The organism is Pseudoalteromonas sp. CO109Y (assembly GCF_004208935.1).
Lineage (GTDB): Bacteria > Pseudomonadota > Gammaproteobacteria > Enterobacterales > Alteromonadaceae > Pseudoalteromonas > Pseudoalteromonas shioyasakiensis.
Window position 1 is genome coordinate 278,997 of the sequence record NZ_SGPD01000017.1, and the last position, 18,670, is coordinate 297,666.

An 18,670-nucleotide genomic window follows, 5' to 3' on the forward strand; every position below is an offset into this window, starting at 1 on the left:
TAACGAATGATGAGTGAATGGATTGTATCAATCTTATTATTAATTGGTGGTTGCTTTATTCTTATAGGTTCAATCGGACTTGTGAAAATGCCTGACTTTTTTATGCGCCTGCACGGTCCAACTAAAGCAACAACGCTTGGCATGGCATCATTGTTAATTGCTGCCATGGTGTATTTTAGCTACACCCACGATGGCATCAGTGTGAAAGAAATTTTGATTTCGATTTTCTTACTGATCACCGCACCTATTAGCGGCTATATGCTGATCAAATCAGCCATCCACCACAAGCTTCGTGCTAAAGATGGCACTAAGGGCCTCGATAACATCGAAGAAGATTAATACCTTCTCGCAATAATAGTTAAGCGAATTGGTGTGATATCTGAGTAACCAGAACAATGTGATCTACTACTGTGGCTTTTATTGCGCTCGTAGATCGCATAAAATGCCCCGTCATTTAGTACAGTAGGTAAATAGAGCATTATGCGAGTAGCACTTGGAGTAGAGTACAACGGCGCGCGTTACAGTGGTTGGCAACGTCAATCACACGTCAATAGCGTACAACAAGAAGTAGAAACGGCGTTGTCGCGTATTTGTAATCATCCAGTCGAAATAGTTTGTGCAGGCCGCACCGATGCGGGTGTACATGGCACCGGGCAGGTGATCCATTTTGATACTCACGCTGAGCGTGAAATGGTCGCGTTTACGATGGGTATGAATACCTTACTGCCAAAAGATATTGCTATTCGTTTTGCCAAGCCTGTAAGCGAAGACTTTCATGCTCGTTTTAGTGCCACAGCACGTCGCTATCGTTATGTGATTTATAATTACACCTATCGCGGCGCTATCATGAGTGAAGGGGTGACCCATTTTCATCACCCATTAGACGAAACTAAAATGCAAGAAGCCTGTCAGTATTTAATAGGTGAGCATGATTTTACTTCGTTTAGAGCACTACACTGCCAAGCAAATACAGCAAATCGTACTATTCACCATTTATCGGTAAAACGCCAAGGTGATTATGTGATCATTGATATTAAAGCCAATGCGTTTTTACATCACATGGTACGAAACATCACCGGGTGTTTGATGGACATTGGTCTTCATAAGCATGAACCTGTGTGGTTAAAAGAATTACTCGATTTAAAAGAGCGCGCTAAGGCAAGTGCAACAGCAAAAGCCGCTGGCCTTTACTTAGTTGACGTGGATTACCCAGAACATTTTGGCATTCCTAAAACACCATTAGGGCCTTTGTTTTTACCTGATTCAGACAGTTAGTCTTAAGTCCACGACTACTAAGACCAGTTTTTTATATCGTCTGCGGGTAATTCATGTTTTAATTGAAAAAATCTGTCTGTTTATTTGTTATCAGAAACACAAGTGAGTGTTTCCAATTAAACAGACTGCGACACAGAACAGCATTAAGAGAGTTGCAAATGAGTTGGTTAGAAAAAATCTTACCTAAAACGACTAAATCGTCAGGTCGTAAAGAAATCCCTGAAGGGGTTTGGGCTAAGTGTACAGACTGTGATTCAATTTTATATAAAGCAGAATTAGAAAAAGCACTCAACGTGTGTCCTAAGTGTGATCACCACATGCGTTTAAGTGGCCGTAAACGTCTTGAAAACTTTTTAGATGATGCTGACCGCCAAGAAATTGGTGCAGAGCACGAACCAAAAGACGTATTAAAGTTTAAAGATTCTAAAAAATACTCTGACCGTATTACCCAAGCACAAAAAGCAAGTGGCGAGAAAGACGCACTTGTAGCAATGAAAGGCCGCCTAAAAGGCATTCCTGTTGCTGCTGTTGCTTTTGAGTTCTCGTTTATGGGTGGTTCAATGGCGTCAGTAGTAGGTGCTCGTTTTGTTGAAGCTGTAGATCAATGTTTAGAGCACGACATGCCACTTATTTGTTTCTCTGCATCAGGTGGTGCACGTATGCAAGAAGCACTTATGTCATTAATGCAAATGGCTAAAACAAGTGCTGCACTTGCAAAAATGAGCGAAAAAGGCTTACCGTTTATTTCAGTATTAACTGATCCAACAATGGGTGGTGTATCTGCATCACTGGCAATGCTTGGTGATGTAAACGTTGCTGAACCTAAAGCGCTTATCGGTTTTGCAGGTCCTCGCGTAATTGAGCAAACAGTACGTGAAACGCTTCCTGAAGGTTTCCAACGCAGTGAATTCTTGCTAGAGCATGGTGCAATCGACATGATTGTAGACCGTCGTGAAATGCGTGACACCCTTGCACGTATCTTAGCGAAATTTATGAACTTGCCTTCTACTGAACAAGAGCATAGAGTAGCGTAAATTTCAGCTTAACTGATTAAACGCTATGACAGAAATCCTTCCTAGCCAATCATCAAGCCTTGATGATTGGCTTTGTTATTTAGAAAGTGTCCATCCTGCTAATATCGAAATGGGTTTAGAGCGCGTAGAACGCGTGGCAAACCAAGTCGGCTTACTCGATACATCAAGCAAAATAATCCTAATTGCAGGCACCAACGGTAAAGGGACTACAGCCCGTTGCCTAGAAAGTTTATTACTTGCACAGGGTTACAGTGTGGGTACTTATGCTTCGCCGCATCTTATTCGTTATAACGAGCGCGTACGTATTAATGGCCAAGAGCTTGACGATCAATTCCATGTTGATGCTTTCGATATGCTTGAAAAAGGCCGTGGTGACACGCAGCTTACTTATTTTGAGTACGGTACCTTAGGCGCACTGGCTATTTTCAAACGTCACGCCGTTGATTATGTGCTGCTAGAAGTGGGGCTGGGTGGCCGTTTTGATGCGACTAATATCGTGAATCCGCATGCTTGTGTGATCACCACCATAGATTTAGACCATAAAGAATACCTAGGTGATACTCGTGAACTTGTTGGGTATGATAAAGCCGGTATTTTCCGTACCAATACACCGGCTATTGTTGGCGATTTAGCTATTCCGCATACAGTGACTGATTATGGTAATGAAATTAACGCTGATATGGTGCTATCAGGCCAAGACTTCATATTCACAGAAGACAGTGAAGGCTTTAACTGGCAGTACCAAGATAACGATTGGCGCTTAGCTAAGCCTGCTATCCCTTGTCAAAATGCAGCAACCGCGTTGACCTTACTTGCAAAGCTTGAGCTATTGCCAAGCGAGCAACAAGTGCGTGATTGCTTGGCGAATCTAACTGTAGAAGGGCGCTTTCAGCAGTTAAGTCAGCAGCCGCTTGTTTTTACCGATGTTGCACATAATCCTGAGTCAGCTCGATATTTGGCACGCAAATTAAGCGTGTATAAAGATCAAGGGTTTAAAATTCATGCATTAGTCGCTATGCTTGCAGATAAAGATAAAGTGGCTGCAATGTCTGCCGTGGCAAATGTTGTTGACCAGTGGTCGTTAGCAAGCTTAGATTGTTTTCGTGGCGACAAAGTTGAGAATCTTGCTAAAGCACTAGCCGAAACCACATCAACAGCGCCTAGTACGCACTATGAGAGTGTTGAAACTGCGCTAGATACGTTATTACCAAATGTTGATGAAAACACGTTAGTGATTGTGTTCGGTTCGTTTATAACTGTGGCTGCAGCCATCAATTACTTTAAAAAATAGAGAGGAAATCGGTGAACGCAGGGTTTATTAATCGCTTAGTAGGCACCACGATTGTGGTTGTGGCGGCTATTGTCTTCATTCCAAACATTTTGGATGGTGAGAAGGTTCATTATAAAGAAGGCTTTAAAGCTATTCCTGAACGCCCTGAGTTCACTACGATAGACTTGCAAGAGGTGATTGATAATAAAGTCGCCTCTGCCGAGCAACCTTCGCAAATCCCGGTTGAAGATACGCAAGCAAACGATGCTGATCTTGTCGCAAATGAAACCCAGCAAATTGATACTGCACCGCAAATGGTTGAAGCTTCAACTGATGAGCCAGTAATTAACAAAGCTGAGCCGAAAGTTGCAGTGCAAGAGCCAGCCAAGCCAGCTGCTAAAACGCCTGAGCCAACCCGTAAGCCAGAAGAGAACCTCACACAAATGGCTTATGTTATTCAACTGGGCAGTTTTTCTCACGCACCTAATGTGAAATCACTACAAGAAAAATTAAAAGCGAATGGTTTCAAAACCTTCACTCGCCCAATCAAAACCCCGAACGGCACACTGACAAAAGTCTTTGTAGGTCCTTCACTTAGCAAGAAAGAGTTAGAAAGTAAGCTTCCTGAGTTAAAGCAGTTAACCAAGTTAAACGGCAAAGTTACTCAGTTTGAAATTACAAAATGATCTGGCAATTCCAAATACCCAAACCACCTGTAGATCCATGATTCAGCGCTATCACAGGGTTTTCAATACAAGGCGTGGCGATGCAGGAATGTAGGTACCTTTCAAATTGCCACAACACAGTAGTGGAAGCCCCGTGAAGCGCCCGAAGGGCATGGCTAAAACGCATTTATTCTGCGTTATTGATTTTGACAAGGGGACACCATTCCCTACAATCAATGCCTTGCCTAAATGCGTTTTATCTCATGCTGAATTCTTGCATCCACAGGTGGTTTGGGTATAGAATGCGCCCCAAATTAACGACTAGTTGGTTCTTATGATCTGGGTTGATTACGCCATACTTGGCATTATTGCACTATCCACTATCATCGGCTTAATACGTGGCTTTGTAAAAGAAGCAATGTCATTAGCTGTATGGGCTGGCGCATTTATCATCTCTAGTTTGTTTTACCAATATTTAGCATCCTTCCTAACAAGTATTTCAGAACCCCTTTTAAGAAATGCAGCCGCAATAGCCATATTATTTTTTGCGACACTCCTGTTGGGTGGGTTACTAAACTATATTTTAGGTGAACTTGTACAACGTACTGGTTTATCTGGCACAGACCGTGTTTTCGGCATAGTGTTTGGTGCTCTTCGTGGCGTGTTGGTCGTAAGCGCGTTACTCTTCTTTCTTGATGCTTTTACCGGTGCACCTAATACGCATTGGTGGGGCAACTCTATTTTGATTCCAGAATTTGGCTTTGTTGTTGAGTGGTTCTTCTCGTACCTCGAAAACAACTCGAGCTTTTTAAATTCTGTAAACCGTTAATCGGCGAGGATAAATTTAATGTGTGGTATCGTTGGCATAGTCGGAACTTCTCCTGTTAATCAGGCGTTATATGACGGCTTAACTGTTTTGCAACACCGCGGTCAAGATGCAGCTGGCATCATTACCATTGAAAACAACACGTTTAGCTTACGTAAAGCCAATGGCCTTGTAAAAGATGTATTTCATACCCGTCATATGAAACGTCTGCAAGGTACAATTGGTATTGGCCATGTTCGCTACCCGACAGCTGGTTCTTCTAGCTCGTCTGAAGCGCAACCTTTCTATGTTAACTCGCCATTTGGTATCGCACTTGCGCACAATGGTAACTTAACAAACGCAGAAGCATTAAAGCAGCAATTATTTTCAGAAGCTCGCCGTCATGTTAATACAACATCTGACTCTGAAATTTTACTTAACATCATGGCGCATGAATTAAGTAAATCGAACAAGCTAAAACTTGATGCTGAAGATATCTTCACAGCGGTAACTGAAGTGAATAATAAAGTAACCGGTGGTTATGCAACAATTGCAATGATCATTGGTCACGGTATTGTTGCGTTTCGTGATCCGAACGGTATTCGCCCATTAGTATTTGGTAAGCGTGAAACTGCAAATGGTACTGAGTACATGTTTGCATCAGAAAGCGTTGCTTTAAAAACAGATGGCTTTGAGTTTGTTCGTGACGTTGCACCAGGTGAAGCAATTTACGTAACTGAAGATGGTCAACTTTTCTCGCAAGCGTGTGCTGAAAAAGCAACTTACTCGCCGTGTATCTTTGAGTTTGTTTACTTTGCGCGCCCAGACTCAACAATTGACCGTATGTCTGTTTATGCAACACGTGTAAACATGGGTACTAAGTTAGGTGAGAAAATCGCACGTGAATGGGCTGACAAAGACATCGACGTGGTTATTCCAATCCCAGAAACATCATGTGACGTAGCACTAGAGATTGCATCAGCCCTTAACCTGCCATACCGCCAAGGTTTTGTTAAAAACCGCTACATTGGCCGTACGTTTATCATGCCAGGTCAAGAAATGCGTAAGAAGTCAGTTCGTCAAAAACTGAATGCCATTGACCGTGAGTTCAAAGGTAAAAACGTATTACTTGTTGATGACTCAATTGTGCGTGGTACAACGTCAGCGCAAATCGTAGAAATGGCTCGTGAGTCAGGTGCGAAGAACGTTTACTTCGCATCAGCAGCGCCTGAGATTCGCTTCCCGAACGTTTACGGTATTGATATGCCATCGGCAGCTGAGCTAATTGCGCATGGCCGTGAAGTTGAAGATATCAACGCAAGTATTGGTGCAGATGGTCTTATCTATCAATCGCTAGATGACTTAATCTCAGCAGTAAGCCAAGAAAACCCAGAAATCACCCGTTTTGAAACATCAGTATTTGATGGTCAATACATCACAGGTGATATCGACCAAGATTACCTAAACCACATTGACCGTTTACGTAATGATTCAGCGAAATCAACTCGTGAAAATGCGATGTCAGCAAGTTTAGAGTTACATAACCAAGAAGAAAACAGCGCTGATTAATCAGCCTTGATTTGATTGGTATAAAAAAGGAGCTTCACAGCTCCTTTTTTGTTTATGGAAAGAAAGGAAAATAACAATGAACTTAAGTAAACATAGGGTGGACAATTCCGTTAGTCCATAAAATAGCTGTCGCAGCTAAAATAATTACCAGTAAGATCAGCCCACAAGTGACTACTGAACTGGCATAGATAAAACCTCGCTCTTCAGGAATGTGCATTAAAATTGGCACCCCTGTGTAGAGTAAGTAAACTGAGTAGGCTAGTGCTACAAGGCCTACGCACACCACAAACCACAGCTCAGGTAAAAATGCCGCAAATGAAGACATAAATACTGGCGTTGCTGTGTAAGCTGCAAGCTCTAGGGTTTGTGTAAAGGTGGGTTTTGCACCAAAGGTCACTGCCATCCAATGAGCTAAGTATGCCAGTGCAAAAACGCCCGCAATTAGTGCAAAGTACATCGCAACCGCGATAAGTAATGCACTATCATGGGTTAAATATACAGCCTCACCTGCGCCAATACTCCAGCCCAAATAAACTGATGAATAGTAGCCCATTAATGAAGGAATACAGGCGATTAATAAAATGTGCGATAAGCTATAGCGCAAGCTTTCGTGACGGTTATCAATTGTTTGCCATTCTTCGAGTGGGTGAGCGTATAAGCCCCATAAGTGGTTTAGAATCATAATCATTGCCCCTGTAAAAAAGGAATATGAGCTGTTTTATTTTTGTACAGCTTTGATTAAGTTATGGTTCAGTAATTAAGTCTTGTCAAGAAGCTGAAATAATCGTTATAGCCGATTAAATGTAACTCTTTAGTGCATATAGAAAATTACTTTGCACTGATGTGGGTCATGGAACGTGGGCTAATTTATGTGATAAAATCCAATTAAGATTTTTGATGAGAAGTTATTCAGTGCCTTATTCTGATTTATTAGCGCCCATTCATTCTTTTTTAAAGTGCGAAACGCCTGATGAGTGGATTGCTGCGGCAACCAAAAAAGAAAACTTAGATGTGGTTTTAATCGACCATCTTATCTGTGAATTAAAAGCAGCTCAGTCTGCCATGTTTTTAATTCGTAAGTACGCGGTTGATAAAGAAAGCAGTGATGCGTTGCTTGAGTGGTTAAAACCATTTGAAACACTTATTTATAAGCGAGAAGGGGATTGGCGTGAGCTTGCAGATAAAAACAAGCTGACTAAATCAATGATCCCAAAATCGAACTCACCTTATGGGCAAGACCTTATCGATAAAATGGTGATGCTTATTAAAGAAGAACTACATCACTTTTATCAAGTTCTTGAGATCATGGATGAATACGGCATTGAATATAAAAGCATTACCCCATGTCGTTATGCCAAAGGGATGCTGCGCCACGTAAAAACTTACGAGCCAGATGCCTTGGTAGATAAGTTAATTATCGGTGCTTACATCGAAGCTCGTTCATGTGAGCGCTTTGCTAAATTAGCCCCACATGTTGATAAACGCTTAGGTGATTTTTATATCTCACTACTGCGCTCTGAAGCGCGTCATTACCAAGATTATTTAACTCTTGCGCAAGAAATCAGTGAGTTTGATATTACTGAGCGTGTTGAATTTTTTGGTCAACTTGAAGCTGAGCTTATTTCAACCCCAGATGAAGACTTTAAATTTCACAGCGGTGTGCCTGCATAATATATTAAATCAGAGCGCCTGTTTGGCGCTCTAGTTCATTTATCTTGCCAAATTTAGTGGGTTTTACCCCTATTCAAATTAACTAATTTTCATTACTTTTCTAATACTTATTCATTTATTGTTTTAGTAAATAATTTGTACCTTTTAAAATCTTGCACTACCTTTGACCTAGGTTGCTATTAACATTCGTAAAATAGAATCATAAGTTGTTAAAAGGAGAAGTCATGCGTGATTCTAATGTGCCTTTCGAGTTTAAAGAAGATGCTTCTGAACAATCGTATGCCCAAAAAACATGGAAAGTTTTAACGGTTGAAGATGACTTAAACTACCAACAAGCATTACTAAACAGTTTTAATGCCATATCTCTAGATAACAATGAGTCTCTTGAGGTATTAACGGCAAATTCAGTGTCAGAGGCATCGTCTGTGTTATCGCGTCACAAAGACATCGCTATTGTATTTCTTGATGTGGTAATGGAAGAAGATGATTCAGGCCTACGACTTGTGAATACTATTCGCCACGTATTAGGCAACAATGATATACGCATAGTGCTTTTAACAGGGCAGCCAAGCTTTGCCCCTGAACCGCAAGTAATGCAATCGCTTGATATTGACGAATATTGGAATAAGTCAGATATGACGGTAGATAAGCTTAAATCTATCGTTAGTAGCCATCTTCGTACGTATCAATATATTTCGCAAATCTCAAATGCCAAACAAGGACTGCAGTTAGTACTTGATGCGGCAAGAAGCATTAATAGTAAACACGACATACGTGCATTTTCTCATGCGGTGCTAGATGAAATAGGTAAAATTTTGCATCTATCTAAGGGAGGCGGCGTATTATGCGTTGGCAATGAAAAGCACGTTGATAAACACCCAAAAGTTCTTACTAGTGTCGGTTGTTACAGAGGCCTTGATGGTAAAGAGCTCAGCACAGATGTGCTCAGTGAAGAAGCACAGCAATCGTATATTTTAGCCAGAGATAAAAAAGAGCATGTGTTTTCTGAGCATTACAGTGTTTTTTATTTTGATACCGCTGATGTTGATGTTAGCTATTACATCACGATTGTTAAATCAGATGTTCCCATCGACGAGCATAATGTATTTTTACTAAAGGTATTTAGTGAAAATGTCAGTACAGGCTTTTCGAATATTGCACTGATGAACCGGCTTACTGAGCTTGCTTACACCGATATAACGCTAAACATGCCCAACAGGAACTGGCTCCAGCGCGAAATCGATAATATGAACAAATACGAACAAGCTGAAACTCAGTTAGTGGTGTTTGAGATACTTCAGTTTGACGAAAAGTCTTTTCGGTTTGGTCATGAATTTTGTAAAAAAACACATCTAAAAATGCGCGAGAATATTTTGCAAGCCTTAGCGCCGTATCACCCTCGTATCGCTGTTTTTAAAAGTGATTGTTTAGGTGTTTTAGTGTCAAGCCATGCATTTGAAGATGAAAGCGTTGTTGACTCTTTAAAACGTCAATCTTTTGAAATTGATGGGGTAAAACAGTTTTTAGATGTGCGTATTTTAGTTATGCAGCTAATCGCCTTTGAAGATCATAACGCAGAGCAAATATTCAATTTAGCAGAGTCTACTCTTAATGATGAAAACACACAAAGAGCTGAGCTTCTCTATTATACGTTAGATAATACCAAAGCGATTACACGGCGCTATGAATTGATGCAAGAGCTGCGCACCGCAATACGCAACAAAGAGCTCCAAGTAGCCCTACAACCCAAGGTTAATTTAACCACTAATGAAGTCATTGGTTTTGAAGCACTGGCGCGATGGCAAAGAGGTGATGGAACATTTGTAAGGCCCGATGAGTTTATTGAACTTGCCGAAACCGCAGGACTTATTAGTGAGTTAGATAAGTTGATTTTTGACAAAATAATGCAAACGATTAACCAATTTGCAGAGCAAGGCGTTAGTTTGCCAATCGCGTTTAATGCATCGACGTTTGATTTGTTAGCCGATGATTACTTTGTTGAGGTTGCAGCACGCATTGAGGAATATGGCATTTCACCTTCGTTACTTGAGCTTGAAGTAACAGAGACCCAAGCAATTTTTAACTATGAAAAGATCAATGCATGTTTATGTCGTTTTGCGGGCTTGGGTATAAAAATTAGCATTGATGATTTTGGTACAGGTTATTCATCGCTCGCCCATATTAGTGAAATACCAGCCCAAAATATAAAGATAGATCGCTGTTTTGTAACCAATATCCAAGAGTCAAAATCTAACCAACATATTATTGAAATGATTATGCTTTTAGCAGAAAAATTTGGCTTTGAAGTAACAGCCGAAGGCATTGAAACTGAAGCTGAGTACACTTGGCTTGTAGAAGCTGGCTGTAGTGTTGGACAGGGCTATTATTATGCAAAACCCATGTTTTATGATGATGCATTGCAGTGGCTAAAGGGCAGGTATAATTAACTATTATGGTAGAAGTAACAAGCCAATATAAGTCACTAAAAAAAAGTCTACTTCTTAAATTTATGGTGATGGTTGCTGTTAGCTTATTAATTAGCTTGATGGTTTATGTGATTCAATATCAAATACAAAAAAGTAGTGTCACGCTTTTGCAAGATAACACCTTACTTGCCGCTCACAATACCCTTAGCAGGGAGCTTGGTGATGTACGTAAAGTAGTTAAGTTGCTGGTGGCCGATGACATATTAAAGCAAACTGGTGAAAGCGCATTACTTGAGCATCAAATACAAACCCATTTTGTGAACTTTGGTTTAGCCGCTGAAAATATATCTCAAATACGTTGGCTAGATAGTGAAGGCCAAGAAAGGTATCGGGTTAACTTTAAAGCAGGGCAAGCGGAGCTAGTACCAACACAACAGTTACAAAATAAAAGTAGCCGTTATTATTTTACCGAAGGGATGGATCATAGCGAAGATGAAGTTTATATCACGCCAATAGATTTAAATGTAGAGCGTGGCGCAGTTGTTACACCACATGAACCAACATTAAGAGCATCTTACCGAACCACAAGCGATAGTTACGTGTTAGATGGGCTAGTGGTTGTCAATTTTGACCTGTCGAAAACCTTACAGCAAATAAAGTCACTCAGCAGCTTACAAGCACAAATACAATTAATTAATGGTGAAGGTTATTGGTTGTTACATCCACGCAAAGATAAAGAATGGGGGTTTATGCTGGAGCAACCTATGCTGACACTCGGTAACGAAGATAGCCAATTATGGCAAGTAATCACTCAATTGCCGAAATCTCAGGATCTTATTGCATCGCATAGTCATACAACTAGCTTTTTAAAAATGACCTTAGGTAATAATAGCGTAAATGGTACAAACGATATTATTGTACTGGTAAAGGCAGATGATTCGGTGCAAAACGAGATTATCTTACGATCTTTTATTATCGCTTTAGCTTGCGCTGTCAGCCTGATATCAATTTCTGGCTTATATTTGCAGCGCAGTTATCGAGATCAACGTAAGATTATTAAAGCCAGAGCGCACTTAGAGCACGAGCAGCAGGAGTTGTTAGCAGCCAATACTAAATTACAACGTTACATAAAACAGCAGCATCAACTACAAGGTGAACTCATTGAAGCACAAAGGTTGTCATCACTGGGTTTAATGGTGGCAGGGGTGGCCCACGAAATGAATACGCCACTGGGTGGTGCTGCTATTTCACTATCGAATGCGCAATTAATTAATCAACAACTCAAAGATAAAATAGACCAAGGCTTCACTAAGCAATTTTTAGAATCAAGCGTAGAAAAAGTTGCTGATAATTTAAGGCTCTCTCAAGTAAACTTAGAAAAGGCCATTGATCATGTAAAAAGCTTCAAGGAGATGGCCCATGATCGGTCAAACGATCAGTATGTTAGCTTTAATATTGAAAAAGTCATCGATGATCTACTACTTGGTTTAAAATCCCGCTTTAAAGCTTCAAAAGTAACCATAGAAACTAAAATCGATGTCAAAAAAGACATTATTAGTCGCCCTGGGATTATCTCTCAGGTTATCGAGAGTTTAATCGTTAATGCAATTTCTCACGCCTTTGACGAGCTTGATAACAAACAAATTCAATTGCATGTACATTTAAATCAACAAGGTGACCTTTGTATTAGCGTTTCTGATAATGGTTGTGGGATTGATGACTCTTTGCGTAGTAACTTATTTGACCCCTTTGTAACTACATCTAGAAACCATGGTCATACAGGGTTAGGTTTGTACCTTGTGCATGAATGGGTTACGAGTGTTCTTAACGGAAAAATCCAGCTAGTTGCAAGCAAAAACCTACCTGAAGGAATAGCAACCCAGTTTAAGATAACCTTGCCACGCTTGAAAAAGAACAAAATTAGTTAGCATAGGTTTTTTCATATAGTTGCTTGATGTGGCTAACTTCTTTTTCATTCAGTTCATAGCGCTTCAGTATCTCTAAAAGCTTGCCTGACGCCGTAATTGCTTTAAGACCTAAAGATAAACTTTGCTGAAAAAGCTCAGTCTGAGGGTGATTTTTATCAGTAATCACATGTAAGTGTTGAGTAGCAAGATAGGGGGTAACTATTTCTAATTCTGTTTGCTTTGCTTGCTGTAAGCGCTCGCTATTATCGAGCCAATACAAGGCAACCTCTTTTGTGCCTGCAACTAAATCAACACGACCATGCTTTAATAGCAATAAGCTCTCAATCAAGCTACCTGTGGTCGTCATGCTAAGGTTTGGGTGGTGCTCAAATTGCTCACTAACCACATAGTCTTCACCTTTGCTAATTGTATATGGCTTTAATGAATACAAAGAGCCAGTGTAAGTTATTTTGCTATCAACACGCTTGAATAACACGGTATGTGCGGTAGCTAATGAAGGTGAATATGTAAAATCTCTCGCTCTTTGCTTTGTATAAAAAGCACCTAGCACTGCGACACGTTTATGGCGTTTGGCAAGCTTTAGAGCACGTCCCCAGTGGGTGTATTCAATGGTGGCTTGATGTTTTTGTGTTTTCAGTGCTGCGATGATGACTTCGTGCAGCCAGCCTGGCTTGTTTGGCTTATCAATGAAATAAGGAGGAAACGGCTCTGTGACCAATTGCCAAGTTTGGCAATTGATTGAAAAGCTAATTAGTAAACAACAACATAAAAGGCTTAACCGACTCATCATAGATAATGCATTTTTTGACAATACTGGTTAAAGCATAGTTAAAAAATTGGTTATTTAAAGGGAGTGTGGACTAGTTTTTGCTGCTCTGGAGTAGCTCTTAAGTATGAACCTTGCTCATACCAGTCACCCAGTACAGTGCGGGTTAGTGTTTTTCCATTTTGCTTATAGTGATGCACATTAGGGCGGTGAGTATGACCGTGGATCATATTAGTAACCTGATGCTTTTCAAACATGGCTAAAACTGCATCTTCGGTCACATCTAAAATCTCTAATGCTTTGCCAGCTTGGCTTTGTTTTGATTTTTCGCGGGCGTTGCGGGCAATTTTCTTACGATACCAAAGCGGCATAGCAAGCATTAGTTTTGGCCACCACCAACCACGGCTTTTTTTACGAAACTTTTGATATTCAATATCTTGAGTGCACATTTCATCACCGTGCAAGATAACTGTTGGAGTACCGTATAAATCAATAACAACTTGTTCAGGTAGTAAAGTCATACTTGCGCTTTTTGCATAGTCTTCTCGCATAATGAAATCGCGATTACCATGAATAAAAAACACCTCAGTACCACTTTCACTGACTTGGCTTAAACGTGCGGCAACAGTCTTTGAAAGGTCAGTTTGATAGTCATCACCTACCCATACTTCAAAAAAGTCACCCAAAATATACAGTGCATCAACGTCATCATTAATAATCTTGCTATCAAGAAAATCAAAAAATGCCGCAGTGATGTCTGGGCGGTTTTCTGTTAAATGGAGGTCGGCAATAAAATAACTTTGTTTCATGGTTACTCGCAAAAAAGCGGGCAAAGGCCCGCTTAAAAAGACTAAACGATTAAATTAGCTAACCGTTACTTTTTCGATGATGACATCTTCAAGAGGTACGTCTTGGTGGAAGCCAGCGCTGCCAGTAGCAACACCTTTGATTTTGTTTACCACGTCCATACCTTCAACAACTTCTGCGAACACGCAGTAGCCCCAGCCTTGTGATGTTTCACTGCTGAAGTTTAAGAAGTCATTGTCGTTAACGTTAATGAAGAACTGCGCAGTCGCTGAATGTGGATCCGGCGTACGTGCCATTGCTAATGTGCCCACTTTATTTGCAAGGCCGTTGTTTGCTTCGTTTTCGATTGGGTTGTTTACTTCTTTTTGAACCATACCCGGCTCAAAACCACCGCCTTGTACCATAAAACCATCAATTACACGGTGAAAAATAGTGCCGTTGTAAAAGCCAGCGTTTGCATACTCTAAGAAGTTTTTAACAGTGTTTGGTGCATCGCTTTCGTGCATCTTGATAGTGATGTCACCAAAGTTTGTGTGTAGTACAACCATGAGGTTTCCTATATTCAGGTTTAATAATGGGGCTATTTTATAGTAGTTGCCTTTGATTAACAAAGAGCTTGTTTAAAACGTTTAACAAAGTGCTTATTCAATTGATAAAGCGCTAGAGCAGCGGCTTTGCAAGTGTTACCATAGAGAATCTCGAAACACCGTTAAGGACATTTTATAAATGGTACAAATTTACAACACACTTACGCGACAAAAAGAGCAGTTTAAACCCCTTGTTGATGGCAAAATCGACATGTACGTGTGTGGTATCACCATTTATGATTACTGTCACATCGGTCATGCTCGTACTTTCGTTGGTTTTGACGTGATTGTGCGTTACCTACGCCACATCGGTTACGATTTAAAATACGTTCGTAACATCACAGATGTTGACGACAAAATCATTAAACGTGCTAACGAAAATGGTGAGTCAATTAATGATCTAACGACTCGTATGACCAAAGCCATGCATGAAGATTTCGACAGCTTAAATATGCTGCGTCCGGATGTTGAGCCAACAGTAACAAACCACATGGATGAAATCATCGCTATGGTTGAGCGTTTAATTGCCAAAGGCCATGCGTATGTTGCTGCAGATGGTGATGTATTATTTGATGTATCAACCTTTGAGCAATACGGTGCTTTATCGCAACAAGACCTAACCATGCTACAGGCTGGTTCACGTGTTGAAGTTGCACAAGATAAGCAAGATCCACTTGATTTCGTGCTTTGGAAAAAAGCCAAGCCAGAAGAGCCGTCATGGTCTTCACCATGGGGTGAGGGTCGCCCTGGTTGGCATATTGAATGTTCGGCAATGAGCTCTAAGCACTTAGGTGAGCACTTTGATATTCACGGTGGTGGTTCAGATTTACAGTTCCCGCACCATGAAAACGAAATTGCTCAGTCATGCTGTGCAAATAACGGCAAGTACGTTAATACGTGGATCCACACAGGTATGGTTCAGGTTAATAAAGAGAAGATGTCTAAGTCTTTAAACAACTTCTTTACCGTACGTGACGTATTAAAAGAGTACGATGCTGAATCAGTTCGTTACTTCTTAATTTCAGGTCATTACCGTAGCCAGCTTAACTATTCGCAAGAAAACCTTGAGCAAGCACGTTCGTCACTTGAACGTATTTACACTGCATTGCGTGGCGTAACGCCAATCGAGTGCGATTTAGCTAGCAATGAATATGTGGCTAAATTCAGAAAAGCGATGGATGATGACTTTAACACCCCTGAAGCACTACCAGTATTATTTGAATTAGCAAAAGAGCTAAACCGTGTTAAAGATAGCGATACAGAGCAAGCAGGTAAGCTAGCTTATGTACTACGCAGTGTTGCAGAGGTACTAGGCGTTGCACAACAAGACCCAGAAACCTTTTTACAAGGTGGCCAAGCTGACGACGAAGTAGCACATATCGAAGCGTTAATAGCAAAACGTAACGAAGCCCGCGCAAGTAAAGATTGGGCGGCAGCTGATGAAGCGCGCGATGCATTGAATGCGCTAGGTGTGGTACTTGAAGATTCAGCTGGTAAAACAACATGGCGTAAAGCCTAACTATTCATCGAATCATGACTCATTAAAAAAGGTTGCCAACGAGGCAACCTTTTTTGTTATTAATCAATATAGCTATTGACCTCAACTGTACTTGAGCTTTTACCTTGCCATCTCTTCGTATTAACAAGGACAGACATTGAATATTTTACTTGCCATGATCCCCGCCTTTTTATGGGGCACCACCTATGCAGTGACCAAATATGCCACACCTGATTGGCCGCCACTTTTATTAGGCGCATTGCGTGCATTACCTGCAGGGTTATTACTTTTATTGCTTAAACCTAGTTTGCCAACCCGTTCGCAGTGGCCAAGTTTGTTAACGCTAGGTGCTGTGAATATCGCGCTGTTTTTTGCCTTTATTTTTATCATGGCGGTAAACCTTCCTGCAGCTATAGCAGGGGTAGGGATGGTGTCTGTGCCGGTTGTGGCTTTACTATATGCTTGGCTTACTAAAGGGCAGCGCCCCGCAAAAAGTCAAGCATTCTGTGCTATGGCGCTGGTGGTGTTGGCGTGGTTGTTGTTCGACCCAGCACACGTGGCATTAAATGTATTGGGAGTGGCTGCTTTATTTGGGGCCTTACTGACTATTGTGATTGGTAGCACCTTGGTACAGAGTTTGTCGGTGCATATTCATTGGTGGGTTGTGCTTACCTGGCAGTTAATCATTGGCGGCACTATTTTATTATTGGCTGCGTTTATTGATGGCAGTTTACTTCACCCAGAGCAATACCAAGTGATATTTAAGCCTATCTCAGCACTGCAATATTCTGCGCTATTTTGGTTAATCGTGCCTAATACCGCTATCGCCTATATTCTGTATGTTTGGTTATTAGGACGCATGACTGTGGCTGAGTTTTCATTCGGCACTATTGCTAACCCAATCGCGGGAATCGTATGCGCTGTTTTACTGATAAACGAACAATATCAAGACTGGCAATACCTATTAATGTTTTTGATGATTGTGTTTTCAGTGCTCCCCCAGATGCTAAAGCTTAGGCTGTTCAAACTACATTGATTTTAAAACCAAAAAAAGGCTGCCAATTGGCAGCCTTTTGCAATAATTTAGCTCTTCTTAGCTGTGGTACTTTTCACACGCTTCAAGGGTGTTTTCGATTAAGCTTGCCACAGTCATTGGGCCAACACCACCTGGTACTGGTGTAATGAAATGTGCTTTTTGTTCAGCGATATCGTATTCAACATCACCAACAAGCTTGCCAGATTCAAGGCGGTTAATGCCTACATCAATTACGATAGCACCTTCTTTAACCCAATCACCCGGAATGAACTCAGGTTTACCAACCGCAACAACTAATAAATCAGCGCGGCGAACATGCGTTTCTAAATCTTGAGTAAACTTATGGCACACCGTTGTTGTACAGCCTGCAAGTAAAAGCTCAAGTGACATAGGGCGACCAACAATGTTTGACGCACCAACAACAACTGCGTGCATACCTTTGTAGCGAACACCGGTAGAGTCGAGTAGGGTGATAATACCCTTCGGCGTACAAGGACGAAGTGCCGGCATACGCTGAGCTAAACGACCAATATTATAAGGGTGGAAACCATCAACATCTTTATGTGGTGTGATGCGTTCAAGAATTTTTTCAGCATCAAGACCCTGAGGTAAAGGTAACTGTACTAGAATACCGTCTACTTCTTTGTCTTCGTTTAGTTGATCTATTAATGCAAGTAAATCTTGCTCAGTTGTGTCGCCAGGTAAATCGTAAGACTTAGATACAAAGCCGACTTCTTCACATGCTTTACGTTTAGAACCAACATACACTTGGCTAGCTGGATCTTGACCAACTAACACAACTGCTAGTCCTGGAGCGCGTAATCCATTCGCTACACGCTCTGCAACTCGCTCTGCTACATTGCTGCGTACTTGTTTAGCTATTGCCTTACCATCGATGATGTTTGCCGTCATGGGTGACCTTTAATTGGGGTTAGTTAACTTGATACTGATACATCTAAATATGATTATCCAATAAAGGGGGCGTGGATACACAAATCATGTTTGTTTGATCATATTTATTTATGTTGCGTATTTTCGCAGAAAAGCATCATAGCGCCAAGATGCAATCTTATATAAAGCGCTACTTTATAAAAAAGAGTTCAAATTTTAGCTTATATTTGCAATATTTAACCATTATGAACTAAAAGTGACCGATTGAATTATTTTCTTAAAAAAATGTTTGACCTGACTCGGTCAAATCACTATTATGCACCCCGTTGTTAACGAGGTCACTCGCAAACAACGGTAAGCATCGGCGATTAGCGCAGTTTGGTAGCGCACTTGGTTTGGGTCCAAGGGGTCGCAGGTTCAAATCCTGCATCGCCGACCACTT

Annotated in this window: 17 protein-coding genes and 1 tRNA gene; 13 read left to right on the forward strand and 5 right to left on the reverse strand. The window is 41.0% G+C overall.

The features are described from left to right. Positions 1-6 precede the first annotated feature (6 nt). The 7 genes from EXT43_RS07455 (at position 7) to purF (ending at position 6,618) form a co-directional block, all read left to right on the forward strand. Positions 7-339 (forward strand): Na+/H+ antiporter subunit G, encoded by a 333-nt coding sequence (locus tag EXT43_RS07455; protein WP_054553163.1) that lies wholly within the window; start codon positions 7-9, stop codon positions 337-339. A 141-nt stretch (positions 340-480) separates the two neighbouring features. Beyond that, positions 481-1,275 (forward strand): tRNA pseudouridine(38-40) synthase TruA, encoded by a 795-nt coding sequence (truA, locus tag EXT43_RS07460; protein ID WP_054553162.1) that lies wholly within the window; start codon positions 481-483, stop codon positions 1,273-1,275. Positions 1,276-1,433: 158 nt separating this feature from the next. Next, entirely contained in the window at positions 1,434-2,309 is an 876-nt protein-coding gene (accD, locus tag EXT43_RS07465) for an acetyl-CoA carboxylase, carboxyltransferase subunit beta (RefSeq protein ID WP_055021719.1), read from the forward strand. Between the two features lie 25 nt (positions 2,310-2,334). After that, positions 2,335-3,600, forward strand: a complete 1,266-nt coding sequence (gene folC / locus EXT43_RS07470; protein WP_062566857.1) for a bifunctional tetrahydrofolate synthase/dihydrofolate synthase — start codon at positions 2,335-2,337, stop codon at positions 3,598-3,600. Positions 3,601-3,611: 11 nt separating this feature from the next. Beyond that, positions 3,612-4,265 (forward strand): SPOR domain-containing protein, encoded by a 654-nt coding sequence (locus EXT43_RS07475; protein WP_054562088.1) that lies wholly within the window; start codon positions 3,612-3,614, stop codon positions 4,263-4,265. A 313-nt stretch (positions 4,266-4,578) separates the two neighbouring features. Beyond that, on the forward strand, positions 4,579-5,073 hold the full coding sequence (locus EXT43_RS07480) for a CvpA family protein (RefSeq protein WP_036969851.1): 495 nt from the start codon (positions 4,579-4,581) through the stop codon (positions 5,071-5,073). Positions 5,074-5,091: 18 nt separating this feature from the next. After that, positions 5,092-6,618 (forward strand): amidophosphoribosyltransferase, encoded by a 1,527-nt coding sequence (gene purF, locus EXT43_RS07485; RefSeq protein ID WP_054562087.1) that lies wholly within the window; start codon positions 5,092-5,094, stop codon positions 6,616-6,618. A gap of 82 nt (positions 6,619-6,700) precedes the next feature. Here the strand turns inward: purF and EXT43_RS07490 are convergent, their stop codons facing one another. Continuing rightward, complete coding sequence (locus EXT43_RS07490; protein ID WP_054553157.1) at positions 6,701-7,300, reverse strand: Yip1 family protein; 600 nt, start codon at positions 7,298-7,300, stop codon at positions 6,701-6,703. 230 nt (positions 7,301-7,530) lie between these two features. Between EXT43_RS07490 and miaE the strand changes: the two genes are divergently transcribed. The 3 genes from miaE (at position 7,531) to EXT43_RS07505 (ending at position 12,643) form a co-directional block, all read left to right on the forward strand. Further along, positions 7,531-8,289, forward strand: a complete 759-nt coding sequence (miaE, locus tag EXT43_RS07495; RefSeq protein ID WP_058586359.1) for a tRNA isopentenyl-2-thiomethyl-A-37 hydroxylase MiaE — start codon at positions 7,531-7,533, stop codon at positions 8,287-8,289. A gap of 224 nt (positions 8,290-8,513) precedes the next feature. Continuing rightward, positions 8,514-10,736, forward strand: coding sequence for an EAL domain-containing protein (locus EXT43_RS07500; protein WP_062566858.1), 2,223 nt, complete (start codon positions 8,514-8,516; stop codon positions 10,734-10,736). A gap of 5 nt (positions 10,737-10,741) precedes the next feature. After that, entirely contained in the window at positions 10,742-12,643 is a 1,902-nt protein-coding gene (locus tag EXT43_RS07505; RefSeq protein WP_062566859.1) for an ATP-binding protein, read from the forward strand. On the opposite strand, the gene EXT43_RS07510 is transcribed toward EXT43_RS07505, so the two are convergent. From EXT43_RS07510 to EXT43_RS07520, 3 genes are read right to left on the reverse strand one after another with little or no spacing between them, the layout of a single operon-like run. Further along, positions 12,636-13,433 (reverse strand): transporter substrate-binding domain-containing protein, encoded by a 798-nt coding sequence (locus tag EXT43_RS07510; protein WP_130166699.1) that lies wholly within the window; start codon positions 13,431-13,433, stop codon positions 12,636-12,638. The two genes, EXT43_RS07505 and EXT43_RS07510, sit on opposite strands and share 8 nt — an antisense overlap. A gap of 50 nt (positions 13,434-13,483) precedes the next feature. Then, positions 13,484-14,218, reverse strand: a complete 735-nt coding sequence (locus tag EXT43_RS07515; RefSeq protein ID WP_062566861.1) for a UDP-2,3-diacylglucosamine diphosphatase — start codon at positions 14,216-14,218, stop codon at positions 13,484-13,486. Between the two features lie 54 nt (positions 14,219-14,272). Next, positions 14,273-14,764 (reverse strand): peptidylprolyl isomerase, encoded by a 492-nt coding sequence (locus tag EXT43_RS07520; RefSeq protein WP_054562080.1) that lies wholly within the window; start codon positions 14,762-14,764, stop codon positions 14,273-14,275. Positions 14,765-14,942: 178 nt separating this feature from the next. Between EXT43_RS07520 and cysS the strand changes: the two genes are divergently transcribed. Both cysS and EXT43_RS07530 read left to right on the forward strand, forming a co-directional pair. After that, entirely contained in the window at positions 14,943-16,322 is a 1,380-nt protein-coding gene (gene cysS / locus EXT43_RS07525; RefSeq protein WP_062566862.1) for a cysteine--tRNA ligase, read from the forward strand. 136 nt (positions 16,323-16,458) lie between these two features. Continuing rightward, on the forward strand, positions 16,459-17,337 hold the full coding sequence (locus tag EXT43_RS07530; RefSeq protein ID WP_130166700.1) for an EamA family transporter: 879 nt from the start codon (positions 16,459-16,461) through the stop codon (positions 17,335-17,337). A 57-nt stretch (positions 17,338-17,394) separates the two neighbouring features. Here the strand turns inward: EXT43_RS07530 and folD are convergent, their stop codons facing one another. After that, entirely contained in the window at positions 17,395-18,249 is an 855-nt protein-coding gene (gene folD / locus EXT43_RS07535; protein ID WP_054553151.1) for a bifunctional methylenetetrahydrofolate dehydrogenase/methenyltetrahydrofolate cyclohydrolase FolD, read from the reverse strand. A gap of 341 nt (positions 18,250-18,590) precedes the next feature. Here folD and EXT43_RS07540 point away from each other — a divergent pair. Continuing rightward, positions 18,591-18,667 (forward strand) — tRNA-Pro (locus EXT43_RS07540). The last annotated feature ends 3 nt before the right edge of the window (positions 18,668-18,670 follow it).